This is a genomic window from Streptomyces sp. NPDC056160 (assembly GCF_042268205.1).
Taxonomy (GTDB): Bacteria; Actinomycetota; Actinomycetes; order Streptomycetales; family Streptomycetaceae; genus Streptomyces.
On sequence record NZ_JBHJUW010000038.1, the window covers coordinates 51,948 to 65,697 of the forward strand.

Annotated in this window: 14 protein-coding genes, 1 pseudogene and 1 riboswitch; of the genes and pseudogenes, 9 read left to right on the top strand and 6 right to left on the bottom strand. The window is 74.4% G+C overall.

Going from position 1 to position 13,750, the window contains the following annotated elements:
• Positions 1-526: 526 nt before the first annotated feature.
• The 3 genes from ACFC02_RS16660 to thiO all read right to left on the bottom strand — a co-directional run bounded on the left by ACFC02_RS16660 (position 527) and on the right by thiO (position 2,700).
• Entirely contained in the window at positions 527-1,321 is a 795-nt protein-coding gene (locus tag ACFC02_RS16660; RefSeq protein WP_376357142.1) for a thiazole synthase, read from the bottom strand.
• 3 nt (positions 1,322-1,324) lie between these two features.
• Positions 1,325-1,537: a sulfur carrier protein ThiS gene (thiS, locus tag ACFC02_RS16665; RefSeq protein WP_360963051.1), complete on the bottom strand. Its 213-nt coding sequence runs from the start codon at positions 1,535-1,537 to the stop codon at positions 1,325-1,327.
• Entirely contained in the window at positions 1,534-2,700 is a 1,167-nt protein-coding gene (gene thiO, locus ACFC02_RS16670) for a glycine oxidase ThiO (RefSeq protein ID WP_376357145.1), read from the bottom strand. Before thiO ends, thiS begins: the two co-directional genes overlap by 4 nt.
• A riboswitch (TPP riboswitch) is annotated at positions 2,698-2,809 on the bottom strand. Its footprint overlaps the gene before it by 3 nt.
• 52 nt (positions 2,810-2,861) lie before the next feature.
• Here thiO and ACFC02_RS16675 point away from each other — a divergent pair.
• The 6 genes from ACFC02_RS16675 to ACFC02_RS16700 all read left to right on the top strand — a co-directional run bounded on the left by ACFC02_RS16675 (position 2,862) and on the right by ACFC02_RS16700 (position 8,065).
• Positions 2,862-3,203 (top strand): hypothetical protein, encoded by a 342-nt coding sequence (locus ACFC02_RS16675; protein ID WP_376357147.1) that lies wholly within the window; start codon positions 2,862-2,864, stop codon positions 3,201-3,203.
• A gap of 136 nt (positions 3,204-3,339) precedes the next feature.
• Entirely contained in the window at positions 3,340-4,569 is a 1,230-nt protein-coding gene (locus ACFC02_RS16680) for an NAD(P)/FAD-dependent oxidoreductase (protein WP_376357149.1), read from the top strand.
• A 79-nt stretch (positions 4,570-4,648) separates the two neighbouring features.
• Entirely contained in the window at positions 4,649-5,014 is a 366-nt protein-coding gene (locus ACFC02_RS16685; protein WP_360963036.1) for an Rv2175c family DNA-binding protein, read from the top strand.
• A gap of 204 nt (positions 5,015-5,218) precedes the next feature.
• Entirely contained in the window at positions 5,219-5,878 is a 660-nt protein-coding gene (thiE, locus tag ACFC02_RS16690; protein ID WP_376357151.1) for a thiamine phosphate synthase, read from the top strand.
• A 187-nt stretch (positions 5,879-6,065) separates the two neighbouring features.
• Positions 6,066-6,989, top strand: coding sequence for a methylenetetrahydrofolate reductase [NAD(P)H] (metF, locus tag ACFC02_RS16695; RefSeq protein ID WP_376357152.1), 924 nt, complete (start codon positions 6,066-6,068; stop codon positions 6,987-6,989).
• A 56-nt stretch (positions 6,990-7,045) separates the two neighbouring features.
• A complete protein-coding gene (locus tag ACFC02_RS16700; protein WP_376357154.1) occupies positions 7,046-8,065 on the top strand; it encodes a hypothetical protein in 1,020 nt (339 codons plus the stop codon).
• Positions 8,066-8,113: 48 nt separating this feature from the next.
• Here ACFC02_RS16700 and ACFC02_RS16705 read toward each other — a convergent pair whose 3' ends face one another.
• Both ACFC02_RS16705 and ACFC02_RS16710 read right to left on the bottom strand, forming a co-directional pair.
• A complete protein-coding gene (locus tag ACFC02_RS16705) occupies positions 8,114-9,640 on the bottom strand; it encodes a phytoene desaturase family protein (RefSeq protein WP_376357156.1) in 1,527 nt (508 codons plus the stop codon).
• Between the two features lie 371 nt (positions 9,641-10,011).
• Positions 10,012-10,641: a TetR/AcrR family transcriptional regulator gene (locus ACFC02_RS16710; RefSeq protein ID WP_376357158.1), complete on the bottom strand. Its 630-nt coding sequence runs from the start codon at positions 10,639-10,641 to the stop codon at positions 10,012-10,014.
• A 192-nt stretch (positions 10,642-10,833) separates the two neighbouring features.
• Between ACFC02_RS16710 and ACFC02_RS16715 the strand changes: the two genes are divergently transcribed.
• From ACFC02_RS16715 to ACFC02_RS16725, 3 genes are all read left to right on the top strand, one after another.
• Positions 10,834-11,487, top strand: a complete 654-nt coding sequence (locus ACFC02_RS16715; RefSeq protein ID WP_376357160.1) for an SAV_6107 family HEPN domain-containing protein — start codon at positions 10,834-10,836, stop codon at positions 11,485-11,487.
• Between the two features lie 206 nt (positions 11,488-11,693).
• A complete protein-coding gene (locus ACFC02_RS16720; RefSeq protein WP_376357162.1) occupies positions 11,694-12,524 on the top strand; it encodes a class I SAM-dependent methyltransferase in 831 nt (276 codons plus the stop codon).
• Between the two features lie 275 nt (positions 12,525-12,799).
• Complete coding sequence (locus ACFC02_RS16725) at positions 12,800-13,189, top strand: DUF3040 domain-containing protein (protein ID WP_360963012.1); 390 nt, start codon at positions 12,800-12,802, stop codon at positions 13,187-13,189.
• Positions 13,190-13,498: 309 nt separating this feature from the next.
• Here the strand turns inward: ACFC02_RS16725 and ACFC02_RS16730 are convergent.
• Positions 13,499-13,669: pseudogene (locus ACFC02_RS16730) on the bottom strand (transposase); the annotation flags it as partial.
• Positions 13,670-13,750: the final 81 nt, after the last annotated feature.

Sequence of the window (13,750 nt, forward strand, 5' to 3'; positions counted from 1 at the left end):
CGAGCTGTGACGCTTCCCACGCGCGCGGGCGCCGAGCGGAGAGCTCACACGGGGCGCACGGGCCCGGCCCGGGTCACGGGCGGGGCCCGGGCGGGGATCACGGGCGGCCCGGCCGGGGGCCTACGGGTGGCCCACCAGGGGCCGCGGGAGCCCCACCGGGCCCCCCAGTGGCCTCGGCCTGGCTTCGTGCGTGGGCTCGGCCCCCGGTTCGGCGGGCGTGCTCGCTCCGAGACCTCGCGCTCCCTCGGCCGGGCTCCGGACCCGGGACCGCTCCCGTTCCGAGGTGTGCTCGCTCCGGAACCTCGCGCTCCCTCGGCTGGGCAGGGCGCGGGCTCGGTCGGGGTACGGACGCGCCCCGGCCGCGCTCCGGACAGGGGCGCGTCCGTCTTCACGCGTGGGCTCGGCCCGGTTGCGCGGGCGGGCTCGCTCCGGTCGCCCACGTGCCCTCGGCCGGGCTTCGGACACGGGGTCGGGCCGGGTACGCACGTGGGCCCGGCCGGATTTCGGACGCCGGCCCCGCCCCGCTTCAGAAGGCCGGGCGTTCCGGGTCCAGGTCGGCCAGGCCGTCCGCCGGGGAGGACGCCTGGGCGAAGTGCCGCCGGGGGATGCGGCCCGCCAGCCGGGCCAGGCGGCCGGCCGTCACCGCGTGCCGCATCGCCTCGGCCATGAGCGCCGGTTCCTGCGCCCGCGTCACCGCCGAGGCGAGCATCACGCCCGCGCAGCCCAGCTCCATGGCCAGCGCCGCGTCCGAGGCCGTGCCGGCGCCCGCGTCCAGGATCACCGGCACGCGCGCGTGCTCCACGATCAGCTGGAAGTTGTGCGGGTTGCGGATCCCGAGCCCGGACCCGATCGGCGAGCCCAGCGGCATGATCGCGGCGCAGCCGACGTCCTCCAGCTTCCGGGCGAGTACGGGGTCGTCGTTGGTGTACGGCAGCACCGTGAAGCCGTCGTCGACCAGCGTCTCCGCCGCGTCCAGCAGTTCGATGGGGTCGGGCAGCAGCGTGCGCTCGTCGGCGATGACCTCCAGTTTGACCAGGTCGGTGCCGAGCGCCTCCCGGGCGAGGCGGGCGGTGAGGACCGCCTCGCCGGCCGTGAAGCAGCCCGCGGTGTTGGGCAGCACCCGGATGCCGAGCTCTTCCAGCACGGACAGCACGGAGCCGTGCACGGAAGGGTCCACCCGGCGCATCGCGACCGTGGTCAGCTCCGTGCCGGAGGCCACCAGCGACCGTTCGAGGACGTCCAGGCTGGGCGCCCCGCCGGTGCCCATGATCAGCCGGGACGTGAAGGACGTACCACCGAGGACGAAGGGGTCGTCGGCCATGGGTCAGCCTCCTTGGACGGCGGTGAGGATCTCGACGCGGTCGCCCTCGGTCAGGGCGGTGGCGGGCCACCGGTCGCGCGGGACGACGGTCTCGTTGAGGGCGGCGGCCACCCCGGAGGGCGCCGCGGTCAGGGCCCGCACGACGGTGTCCAGGGCTGTGCCGGGCGCGAACTCGCGCGGCTCGCCGTTGACGGAGATGCGGACGGGGAGGGTCATGCGGACTGCTCCGTGAGGGCGGCGGCGCGAAAGCGCCGCGGGGTGAAGGGGCGGGCCTCGTCCGGCAGCTCGCCGGTCGTCAGCACGTGGGCCATGACGTCACCGGTGACCGGCGTGAGCAGCACGCCGTTGCGGTAGTGGCCGGTCGCCACGAGCAGCCCGTCCAGACCGGTCGGGCCGAGCAGCGGCGCGTTGTCGGGGGAGCCGGGGCGCAGCCCGGCCCGGGTCTCGGTCAGCGGCAGCTCGGTGATGCCGGGCACCAGCTCGTGCGCGTCGCGCAGCAGCTCGTAGACGCCGCCCGCCGTCACCGTGGTGTCCCAGCCCAGCTCCTCGCTGGTGGCCCCGACGACCAGCTCGCCGCTGAGCCGCGGCACCAGGTAGAGGTGGCCGCCGCGCACCACGGCCCGCACCGTGCGGCTCAGGAACGGCGCGTACCGCTTCGGCACGGTCAGCCGCAGCACCTGCCCCTTCACCGGCCGCACCGGCGGCAGCAGCTCGTCCGGGACCCCCGCGAGGCGTCCGCTGAGGCTGCCGGCGGCCAGCACCACCTGCTCGGCGCCGAGCGCGGTGCCTTCGCGCAGCACGCAGCCCGTGGCCCGCTCCCGCTCGACGGTGAGCCGCTCGGCCCACGTGCGGTGGAAGAGGACGCCGGTGCGCTCGCAGGCGGCCACCAGGGCGGCAGCCAGCCGCCGCGGGTCGATCTGGTGGTCGCCGTCCACCCGGAGCCCGCCGCGCACGCCCGGCGCCAGCATCGGCTCCAGGCGCCGGCACTCACGGCCCGACAGCCATTCCGACTCCAGGCCGGAGCGCTGTTGCAGGGCGTGCAGCTCCCGCAGGTGGGCGCGGTCGTCGGCGTCCAGCGCCACGGCGAGCGTCCCGCACCTGCGGTATCCGAGGTCGAGGCCGGTCAGCTCGGTCAGCTCGGCCGCGAAGTCCGGGTAGCGGCGGGCCGAGGCCAGGTTCAGCCCGAGCAGCGTCTCCTCGCCGTAGTGCAGTTCCGTGACGGCGGCCAGCATCCCGGCCGCCACCTGCGCGGCACCGCCGCCCGGCTCGGGATCCACCACGGCCGTGGCCAGCCCGCTGCGGGCCGCGCGCCAGGCGGTCACGAGCCCGATGATCCCGCCCCCGACGACGAGGACGTCTGACGTACGTGGCAACGACATGGGCGTCCAGCCCCTCCCTTCGCCGGCATGACCCGGATCAGGTTCGTACGGTCGGAGGCCGCCAGCCTCCCTCTCAGCCCGGTGCGTCCGGGCTCCCGCGAGTGCTTGTACGGTGGCCACCCTAGCCCCTGGAGCAGCGCTTTTGTAAGGGAGCCTCCTGTATGCCGCCCTCGCTGGACGGTCTCGTCCTCGCCCCCGTCGCCGACCAGGCCCCCGGCCAGGTGGGGACCCGCACCCGCTTCACCTACCACGAGCGGGGCGGTGAGATCTGGGCCGAGTACGCGGGCGGTGACGTCGTCCGCGGTCATCTGGTGGGCACCCGGGCGGGCGACCGGCTCGACTTCCGGTACGTCCAGCTCAAGCACGACGGCACCACATCCTCGGGGCACTGCGTCTCGACGGTGGTCGAACTCCCCGACGGACGGGTGCGGCTGGAGGAGACGTGGGAGTGGGAGTCGCAGGCCGGGAGCGGCACGAGCGTGGTGGAACAGGTGGGCGGGTGACGTCCGCGGGCATGGCGTCGGCGGCCGCGGCGTTCACGGGCGTGGCCCCGGGGGACGGGGCGGCGGCGGGCGTTGTGGAGCACGTCACTCCGCACGCCCCCTGACTGACAAAACGTCAGGTGACTATGGTGATCAGGTGAGCGAGCAGACGCAGGAACAGGGCACCGCCCAGCCGCGGCGCGTGGTCGTCGTCGGCGCGGGCATGGCCGGCGTGCAGACCGCGGTCGCCCTGCGCGAGCAGGGCTTCACCGGCACCGTCGTCCTGATCGGCGCCGAACCCCACCAGCCCTACGACCGGCCACCGCTGTCCAAGGCCGTCCTGCTCGGCAAGGCCGAGGGGTCCGCCTTCGACGTCGACTTCGAGGCGCTCGGCCTGGAGCTGCGGCTCGGCTGCGAGGCCCTGGCCGTCCGTCCCGAAGCCCATGTGCTCGACACCTCCGAGGGACCCGTCCCGTACGACGTGCTGGTCCTCGCCACGGGCGCGGAGCCGATGCGGCTGCCCGGCGCCGAGGACGTCCCGGGCGTGCACCTGCTGCGCACCCTGGACGACGCCGAACGGCTGCGGCCGGTCCTCGCCGAGCAGCACGACGTCGTCGTGGTCGGCGCGGGCTGGATCGGCGCCGAGTTCGCCACGGCCGCGCGCGAGGCGGGCTGCGCCGTGACGGTCGTGGAGGCCGCCGACCGGCCGCTGGCGGGCGTCCTGCCCGCCGAAGTGGCTGCCCCGATGACCGCCTGGTACGCCGACAGCGGTACCGAGCTGCGCACCCACGCGCGCGTGGCGCGCGTCGAGCCCGGCGCGGTCGTGCTCGACGACGGGGCACGCCTGCCCGCGGGCGCTGTCGTCGTCGGCATCGGCGCCCGCCCCGCGACCGCCTGGCTGGCGGGCTCCGGCATCGAGCTGGGCGAGCGCGGAGAAGTGCTCGCCGACGACCACCTGCGCGCCGGTGCGGCGGACGTGTACGCGGTCGGCGACTGCGCCTCCTTCCCGTCGGGCCGGTACGGCGAGCGCCTGCTGGTCCACCACTGGGACAACGCGCTCCAGGGACCGCGTACGGTCGCCGCCAACGTGATCGGCCTGACCCCGGCCGTCTACGACCCGGTGCCGTACTTCTGGTCCGAGCAGTTCGGCCGCTTCGTGCAGTACGCCGGACACCACACCTCGGCCGACACCACCGTCTGGCGCGGCGACCCCTCCGGCCCCGCCTGGACGGTCTGCTGGCTGCGCGGCAGCCGCCTGGTCGCCCTGTTGGCGGTAGGCCGGCCGCGGGATCTCGCGCAGGGCAGACGGCTCATCGAGGCGGGCACGGCGATGGATCCCGCGCTGCTGGCCGACCCGTCACGGCCGCTGAAGGCGGCCGCCGCCTAGCGAACCGCACCGAACGGCCTCCGCCCAGGTGGGCGGGGTCGGCTTCCGAGTGTCAGTGGCAGATGGCACGCTTGGTTCCGTGACCGAGATTGACGCGAAGACCGATGCGCTCGTCCCCGCCTGGCTGACCCTGCCCGACATCGCCGAGAAGCTCGGCGTCGAGGTGACGCGTGTGCGGCAGCTGGTCAAGGAGGGCCAGCTCATCGCCGTACGCCGTGGTGAGAACCGCGCGCTGCACGTCCCCGCCGCCTTCATCGACGAGGACAAGGTCGTCAAGGGCCTGTCCGGGACCCTGACGCTCCTGCGGGACGACGGCTTCACGGTCGAAGAGATGATCGAGTGGCTCTTCACCCCCGACCCGACCCTGCCCGGCACCCCGGCCCAGGCCCTGAGCGAGAATCGCGGCACGGAGGTGAAGCGCCGCGCCCAGGCGCTCGCCGTCTGACCCCGGGCGCACTGACAGGGCGGCCCGCTGTCCGGGCCGCCCGCCGCCCGGACCGAACCATCCGTCCGGCGTACGGGCCGCGGTCGTTCCCGGCCGAGGCAGGCAGAGGCAGGCAGAGACCGGCCCGAGACCGCCCCCGGACCTCCGAAGGCCGTGGCCCGTACGCCATCGACACACCGCAACCGATCCCAGGGGGGACCCCGTATGTCCGACACCGCCGCAGCCGCCGCCCGCGCCCGCCTGGCCGACGCGCGCCTGTACCTGTGCACGGACGCCCGCCGGGACCGGGGCGACCTGCCCGAGTTCCTCGACGCGGTCCTCGCGGGCGGCGTCGACATCGTGCAACTGCGCGACAAGGGCATGGAGGCCGGGGAGGAGCTGGCGCACCTGGAGGTGTTCGCCGACGCCTGTGCCCGCCACGGCAGACTGCTCGCGGTCAACGACCGCGCGGACGTCGCCCACGCCGCCCGCGCGGACGTGCTGCACCTGGGCCAGGGCGACCTGCCCGTCCCCGCGGCGCGCGCGATACTCGGCGACGACGTCCTGATCGGCCGCTCCACCCACGCCGAGTCCGAGGCCGCCGCCGCGGCCGTACAGGACGGCGTCGACTACTTCTGCACGGGCCCCTGCTGGCCCACCCCGACCAAGCCCGGCCGCCACGCGCCGGGCCTCGACCTGGTCCGCCACACCGCCTCCCTCGGCACCGACCGGCCCTGGTTCGCCATCGGCGGCATCGACCTCGGCAACCTGGACCAGGTGCTGGAGGCCGGCGCCCGGCGCGTCGTCGTGGTCCGGGCGATCACCGAGGCCGGCGACCCCGGCGCGGCGGCGGCGGAGTTCGCGAAGCGTCTGCGGCAGGCGTGACCGGCCCGGCGGTAGGGGAACTTGGGGCCGCCGTTCGGCGGGGAGCCATATCAGGCCCTCCCGGCGGTGCGGGCCGTCCGGCCGGCCCATGGGGCGAACTGTCCAAGGAGTGGACAACAAGTCGGCAAATCGGGCAAAACGCCAACGTCCGGTTGGGGGACCGCCACACCCTGGCTAACCTGCGGGTATGGCCCTCGGCACCGCATCCACCAGGTCGGACCACGCCCGTACCGTCCGCGACATGCTCGCGACCGGCAAGACGACGTATTCGTTCGAGTTCTACGCCCCCAAGACCCCGAAGGGCGAGCGGAACCTGTGGAACGCGCTGCGCCGGGTCGAGGCCGTGGCGCCCGACTTCGTCTCCGTGACCTACGGCGCGGGCGGCTCCACCCGCGCCGGCACCGTCAAGGCGACGGAGGCCATCGCGTCGGACACCACCCTCACCCCGATCGCGCACCTCACCGCCGTCGACCACTCCGTGGCCGACCTGCGCAACATCATCGGGCAGTACGCCGACGCCGGGATCCGCAACATGCTGGCCCTGCGCGGCGACCCGCCCGGCGACCCGATGGGCGAGTGGGTGCCGCACCCCCGCGGCCTGCGGTACGCCGCCGAACTCGTCGAACTGATCAAGACCTCCGGGGACTTCTGCGTCGGCGTCGCGGCCTTCCCCGCGATGCACCCGCGCTCCGCCGACTGGGACGCCGACGTCCGTCACTTCGTCGGCAAGTGCCGCGCGGGCGCCGACTACGCCATCACACAGATGTTCTTCCACCCGGAGGACTACCTGCGGCTGCGCGACCGGGTCGCCGCCGCGGGCTGTGAGACACCCATCATCCCCGAGGTCATGCCGATCGCCGGCGCCAAGACGCTCGCACGGATCCCGTCGCTCACCAACGCGGCCTTCCCGGACGCCCTCAAAGACCGGATCCTCGCAGCGAAGGACGATCCGGCCGCTGTACGCTCCATTGGCATCGAGTTCGCCACCGAGTTCTGCGCGCGGCTGCTGGCCGAAGGAGTGCCCGGGCTGCACTTCATCACGCTCAACAACTCCACGGCGACGCTGGAAATCTACGAGAACCTGGGCCTGCACCACCCACCGCGGGCCTAGACCGGTCGCACCCCTGTACGACACACTGCGGGGCGACCACTGGGAGAGGGGCGTACATGGGCTGGGCGGTCCTCTACATCGCGTTCGGCATCGTCGCGCTGTGGTTGCTCGGTGAAGTGCTGTTGCAGTACAAGGCGCGCCTGCGCTGGCGGCTGCTCGCCTTCGGCGGTTTCCTCTGCGTGGTGGTCGGTGTCCTCATGCCGTCCGTTCTGGTGATCGCGCTGGGCGCGATCACCTTCGCGGTCGGGCAGACCTACGTGACGCTCTCCTTCCGCCGCGGCTTCGTCGCGGGCTGGGCGGTCAGGCAGCCGAGTGCCGCCGAAGGCACCAAGCGCCGCCGCGGCAGGTCCGGCCGCAAGGACCCGGCCCCCGACGCCACCGGGCCCGAAGCCGCCGACGACGCGACCGCCGAAGCGGCCGGTCCGGACGGCGCGCCCGGTCGTCCCGCGCCCGAGCCCGAGGACCCGGCCTTCGGACGCGACGACGACGAGCCGGACGACGTCTTCACCCCGGTCCGCCCCCTGGAGCCCACGGCCGCCGAGTCCACCGCCGTGTACGCGCCGCAGCCCCTGCCGGACGACACCGGCTCCTACGGCGTCTACGGTGACTTCGGCGGCGAGCCCGGCCGGCCCGGCCAGTCCGACGGGACCGCCCCGGACCCGTACGCGACCGCCGCCCAGGGCTCCGACGCGGGCTACGGGTACGACTACTCCGGGTACGGACAGCAGGGTTACGGCTACGACGGCACGGGCCAGCAGCAGTACGCCGCCTACTCGGACCCGTACATCGGGACCCAGACCTATGACGGCGCCGCCTACACCGGCGGCTACGGTCAGCAGGGCTACGGCACCCAGGACCCGTACGCCACGGGCGGTTACGGCGGCGAGACCCCGGCCGGCGGTGTGTGGGTACCGCAGCAGCGCAGCGACGATCCCGCCTACGGCGGTGAACTCCCCGGGGAGCAGACGTACCCGTACCAGGGCAGCGGGCAGGGCGCCGGTGGGCAGGGCGGGAACGCCCAGGGGCACGGCCAGGCGCAGCACGGCGCGGGCTTCGACGAGCAGTACCGTTTCTGAACCCGGCTCACCGTTCCTGGAATCCGGCTCACCGTTTTCGCGGCGGGCTCACTGCGAGCCTCGGAACTCCGGTCCCTCCACGACGAGTCCGGCCACCAGGGCACCCGACATCCCTGCGTGCGGCAGCCCGCCCCCGGGGTGCGACCAGCCGCCCACGGTGAAAAGGCCCTCGGTCCGGGTCGAGTTCGCCGGGTGCAGCAGCCGTCCGCCTGCCGAGGCCAGCGCGGGTGCGGGCACGGCTCCGCCCGCGGCGCCGGTCTCCCGCTCGATGTCGGCGGGGGTGCGCACCGCGTGCCACAGCAGCCGGTCGCGCAGTCCCGGCACGGCGCGGGCGGCGGCGGTGATCATCCGCTCGGCCAGCGCTTCCGCGGACTCCTGGCCGGCATCCGCCGATCCGCCTGCCGTCCTGCCCGCCGGGACGGTGGCCGTGAGCGTGACCGCCTCGTGGGCGGAGTCGGGGACGAGGCTGGGGTCTCCGGGACGCAGCACCGTGACGGTAGGGGCCGTCGCGGCCGGTCCCGAGGCCGTGCCGAACAGGCCGTCCCACTCGGCCTCGCGGTCCAGCGCGTGCACCACGGTCCGGTGGGCCGTCCCCTCCGGGCGGCCGCCGCGCAGCGCCAGGAGCACGGTCAGCCGGCTCGGCATGTCCCGCCGCGGCGGCACCGCCCCCTCGCCGCGCGCCACCATCCCGGTGTCGAAACCGCTCGGCGTCCCGGGCGCCGCACCGGCCACCACGTACTCCGCGTCCGCCGTGCCCCCGCCGGCGAACTCCACGCCCGCCACGCGGCCGTCCTTCTCGACGATCCCCGCGACCTCGGTGCCGAAGACGAACTCGACCCTGCGGGCCACGCACCGCTCGTACACCGCCCGCGCCAGTTCCCGCAGACCGCCGCGGACGTACCAGACGCCGAAGGCGTGCTCCATGTACGGCAGCACCGCGGCGCTCGCCGGAGCGGTCCCGGGATCGAGGCCGTACGCGAGCGCGTGGCTCTCCAGGAGGGCGGCGAGACGCGGATCGCGCAGCTCCCAGGCGCCGATCTCGGCGAGCGTGCCGGCCCGCCGGGTGCGCAGCAGACGCTTGTGCGGGACCGCCGGATAGGGCTCCCGCTCGGCGAGCACGGGCCAGTTGGGCCACAGCGGTTCTTCGAGGAGCGGCCGGCGGGTGCGGTCCCAGGCCTCGCGCGCCCGCACCAGGAAGTCGCCCCAGCGCTGCCCGGCGCCCGCGCCGAGCGCCTCGTCCAGGGCCGCGACGACACCCGCGCGCGAGGCGTTCGGCAGCGAGACCTCGGTGCCGTCCGCGAAGACGTGCCGCGCGGCGGGATCGACCTGGACCAGCTCGACGCGGTCCTCCAGGGGCTCCTTGCCGGTCTTCACGAACAGGTCGCGGTAGACCGCCGGCAGCGGGAGCAGGCCGGGGCCGGTGTCGAAGGCGAAGCCGTCCCGTTCGAAGCGGCGCACCGCTCCGCCGTACGTCTCCGTCCGCTCGTACACCGTCACCCGGTGGCCCGCGACGGCCAGCCGGGCAGCCGCCGCCAGCGCGCCCATCCCGGCGCCGATCACCGCAATCCCTGCCATGCCCGCGACTTTATCGACCACCACTGACAATCCCCGCCGCGGGGCCGTGACCAGCGGCTTTCCGCCGCCTCGCGGTGACGGCGGGCGGGTGGCCAGGAACACGTACGCAGGACTGAGTACCTGTACCTAGGCGGCGAGATGAGTACGTGCACGGATGGGGCGTGATCCGCGCGGACGAGAGAGTGGAGCCACGGGAAGGGGCACGGCGCCGGTACCGCCGACACGGGGCGGCGGAACGGCGCCGCCCTGGACCGGGGCGCGGGGGACGGGGGACGGGGGAGTACGGCAAAGCGCCGGTGCGGCACGGCCCACGGGGGACGTGGCCGTTGCGCACCGGCGCTTCCGCCGCTCCCGGCGCTCGCGCGCGGGCCTCAGCGCGGGCCGCTCACCCTGCCCTGCAGGAGCCGGGACAGCGCGGAGTGGACGTCGTCCAGCGACCGTTGCGGCTGGAACGCCTTCCAGTCCAGGGCGGCCACCAGCACCATGCCCACCAGTGCGGCGGCGGTCAGCGGCACGTCGATCTCCTCGCTGAACTCGCCGCTCGCCACCCCCTCGCGCAGGACGCCCTCGACGACCGCGACCGCCTGCTGCCGGACCACCATGAGCGTGGACTGCCAGGCCCGGTTGGTGCGCCACAGCTCGGCGACGTACAGCTGCGTGAAGGCGGGGTACCGGTCGATGAAGACGAGCCCGGCGCGGATCATGGCGTCCAGCGCGTCGACCCGGCCGCCACCGTCCCGTGCCGCGCCCTCGGCCGCCTCGCGGAGGGAGGCGGTGAGCAGCCCCACGCCGTGCCGCAGCAACTCCTCGAAGAGGACCGACTTGCTCGCGAAGTTGTAGTAGACCGTGCCCTTGGCGACTCCGGCCCGCTCGGCGATCTCGTCCACCGTGGTGGCGGAGAAGCCCTGCTCGGCGATGAGCGTGACGGCCGCCTCGTAGAGCCTTTGGCGGGTGGCCTCGCGGCGGGTACGGCCGCCCGGCGTGGCGCTGCTGCTTTCCATGGCCCCGATTGTCACAGGAACGGTCCGCCCGGCGAGCGGCGCCACCGGCCGCGCCGGACGCGGACCGCGGCAGGGCTGCGACCGTCTGGACGAGCGGGGCAAAAGACCAGGTCAGAACGGATTGTCAGTGGCATACCTCACGATGGGCACATACGGCACCCGTGCCGTGACCCAGACGACAGGAGGTTCGTCATGGCCAACTCGTCCGCAGCCGCCGCCCGTCGGCGCCGCGCCACCGGCCCTGCCCCCTCACTGAGCGGCCCGGCGAGCAACGTGCACCCCGTGCTCCGCCGGGCCACGGCACCGCCGGCCGCCCTCGACCTGCTCGCCCAGGCCCGCGCCGGGCTCGAAGAGGCCGCCGTCCTCCCCACGCCGAACGAGCGCTACGCGACGGCCCACCTCGCCGCCCTGCGCACCGCGGCCGCCGTCCTCGCCGCCCGTGGCCGCCCGGAGACGACCCCCCGGCGGCGCGCGCGGATACGCAGCGCATGGGAGGTGCTTCCGGAGATCGCTCCCGAACTGACCGAGTGGAGCGCGCTGTTCGCCTCGGGTGCCCGCCGCCGCGCCCTGGCCGAGGCCGGAATCCAAGGTGCCGCAGGCCGCCGGGACGCCGACGACCTGATGCGGGACGTGGCGATGTTCCTCCGCCTCGTCGAGCGGATGCTGGTCCTCCAGCCGGTCCTGCCGCCGCCCCGCCCCGCAGACACGGAGCGGGGCCCACGGCCACGGGCCGACGGAACACGTGGCGCTGGCATACCCGGCGGCACACCTGGCGGTGGCAGCCCCGGCGGTGGCACCCCGGCCGGCGGCAGGGCGGACCACGACGGCATGCCGGACGCGGGCTGAGCCGCGCCCCCGCGCCCCGTGCGGCGCCCCGCGCCCGTCGCGGCCCGCCGTGCGGCGCCGCAAAGGCGAGGGGCGGACCGGGCGGTACAGGCAATAGGGTGGAACCCGCCTGAAGCCTTCCCACCTCCCGTCTTCCAGGTGGCCGGGAAGGCAGCCCGATCGCTCCGCCATGCCTGAGGCGGTGCCGCCGCGAGGAGTCAACTGCCGTGTCGGACCCGATGCGCCCGCCCGTCTCCCACCACCATTCCCGACCGACGTCGTCGCTGCGCTCCGACCCCTCGCGTTCCCGCGCCTCGCTGCGGACCGCCGTGGTCTGGGAGGTCCTGCAGGACGCCCTGGACCGGCGGGCCAAGGCGACGGGCCGTGCGGCACTGGACGTCCTCGACACCGGCGGCGGCAGCGGCAACTTCGCCGTGCCCCTCGCCCGCCTCGGCCACCGCGTCACCGTCGTCGACCCCAGCCCCAACGCGCTCTTCGCGCTGGAGCGCCGCGCCGCCGAGGCCGGGGTGGCCGACCGGGTGCGCGGCGTGCAGGGCGATGTGCACGGCCTCTTCGACGTGGTCGAGCGCGGCGGCTACGACGCGGTGCTCTGCCACGGCGTCCTGGAGTACGTCGACGACCCGGCCGAGGGCGTGCGCAACGCCGCCGCCGCGCTGCGCGCCGAGGGGGTGTTCAGCCTGCTCGCCGCCGGTCTCGGCGGTGCCGTGCTGGCACGGGCGCTGGCCGGCCACTTCAAGGAGGCCCGGCAGGCCCTCGGCGACCCGGACGGGCGCTGGGGCGCGAGCGACCCCGTGCCGCGCCGCTTCACCGCCGAGCAGCTCACCGCCCTCGTCGGGCAGGCGGGCCTGACGGTCGGCGCGGTGCACGGCGTACGGGTCTTCGCGGACCTCGTGCCCGGGGTGCTGGTGGACACCGAGCCCGGGGCGCTGGACGCGCTGCTCCAGCTGGAGGCGGCGGCGGCCGAACTGCCGGCGTTCCACTCCGTGGCCACGCAGCTGCACGTGCTCGGCGAGACCCGGGGTGCCGCGGAGGCCTGAGCGGGCCCGTGGGGCAGGCCGCCGACCGGTGTCCTGGCCGCGCATGGAGTGTGCCACAGGCCCCCCGATCCAGGTCCGGGCGCCGTATGATCGAGGGAGACCATCCGGCATGACGGGTCGGCCGCCGGGGAATGGAAGCCTCAGCGAGTCGGCTTCGCCGTGGCGGATCCGGTTGGCCAATTGGCGCAGAGGGGCGGGTTTCACGGGGGCGATTCCCTGCCTATCCTGAAGGGACCCCCAGGTCGCCCCGGCGACTGCACGATGAGGAGGACTCCGTGCCGCTCTCTGAGCACGAGCAGCGCATGCTCGAGCAGATGGAGCGAGCGCTGTACGCCGAAGATCCCAAGTTCGCGTCGGCGCTCGAGGGAAGCGGGCTGCGTACGTACACCCGGCGGCGGGTCTACCAGGCGGTCGCGGGCTTCCTCGTAGGTATCGCGCTTCTCATGGCAGGTGTGATCGCCCAGTACCCGTGGGTGAGTGTGGTCGGCTTCCTGGTGATGCTGGGATGCGCGCTGCTGGCCGTGACCGGCTGGCGCAAGGCCCCCAAGCCGGGTGAGCAGCCCGCCGGTGGCCCGCCCGCCCGCCGTCAGGTCGGCGCCAAGCGCTCCATGATGGACCGCATCGAACAGCGCTGGCAGCGCCGCCGCGACGAACAGGGGCGCTAGGGCGTGCTTCGAAAGTAGCGCCGTCCGCCCGGAGGGCGGGCCCCGCGGCGTCCGGTGCGTGCGATCGCAAGGCGGAGGGTCGTCCTCGTACCGGGCGTACGTGGACGATCCCGACAATGCGGCGAGCGCGCGTGCCAGGCGTCGCGGGGCTGGGGGCACCTCCCGGCCGAAGGCTGGGGGAGGGACTTTCGAAAGACGCCCTAGCTGCGGAGATCCGCCCAGCGGTACCTCCCGACATCTGAACCATGTGCGAGGGGCCGGCCACGAGAGGCGGTTTCTAGCGGTCGTTGCAACACGCGGTTGTGTTGATCAGGCCGTGAGCAGTTTATGCAGGCGCTCGGCTGGGGTTTCCCAGCCGAGCGTTTTGCGTGGGCGGCGGTTGAGCTGGTCGGCGACGGCGGCCAGGTGTTCGGGGTCGTGGACGGACAGGTCGGTGCCCTTGGGGAAGTACTGCCGTAGCAGTCCGTTGACGCTTCTATGTCAAGCGGCGAGCTGGTGTTGGGTGATGTGGTGCTGCCAGGTAGCTCGATCTTGGATCATGGCGCGGTGGATGACGTCGAT

Excerpts from the sequence above, each read along its gene's own strand:
- ACFC02_RS16660 (WP_376357142.1), bottom strand. The coding sequence starts at position 1,321 with ATGGCCGACGACCCCTTCGTCCTCGGTGGTACGTCCTTCACGTCCCGG.
- ACFC02_RS16705 (WP_376357156.1), bottom strand. The coding sequence starts at position 9,640 with ATGGCAGGGATTGCGGTGATCGGCGCCGGGATGGGCGCGCTGGCGGCG.
- metF (WP_376357152.1), top strand. The coding sequence starts at position 6,066 with ATGGCCCTCGGCACCGCATCCACCAGGTCGGACCACGCCCGTACCGTC.
- ACFC02_RS16675 (WP_376357147.1), top strand. The coding sequence starts at position 2,862 with ATGCCGCCCTCGCTGGACGGTCTCGTCCTCGCCCCCGTCGCCGACCAG.
- ACFC02_RS16715 (WP_376357160.1), top strand. The coding sequence starts at position 10,834 with ATGGCCAACTCGTCCGCAGCCGCCGCCCGTCGGCGCCGCGCCACCGGC.
- thiS (WP_360963051.1), bottom strand. The coding sequence starts at position 1,537 with ATGACCCTCCCCGTCCGCATCTCCGTCAACGGCGAGCCGCGCGAGTTC.
- ACFC02_RS16700 (WP_376357154.1), top strand. The coding sequence starts at position 7,046 with ATGGGCTGGGCGGTCCTCTACATCGCGTTCGGCATCGTCGCGCTGTGG.
- ACFC02_RS16710 (WP_376357158.1), bottom strand. The coding sequence starts at position 10,641 with ATGGAAAGCAGCAGCGCCACGCCGGGCGGCCGTACCCGCCGCGAGGCC.
- thiE (WP_376357151.1), top strand. The coding sequence starts at position 5,219 with ATGTCCGACACCGCCGCAGCCGCCGCCCGCGCCCGCCTGGCCGACGCG.
- thiO (WP_376357145.1), bottom strand. The coding sequence starts at position 2,700 with ATGTCGTTGCCACGTACGTCAGACGTCCTCGTCGTCGGGGGCGGGATC.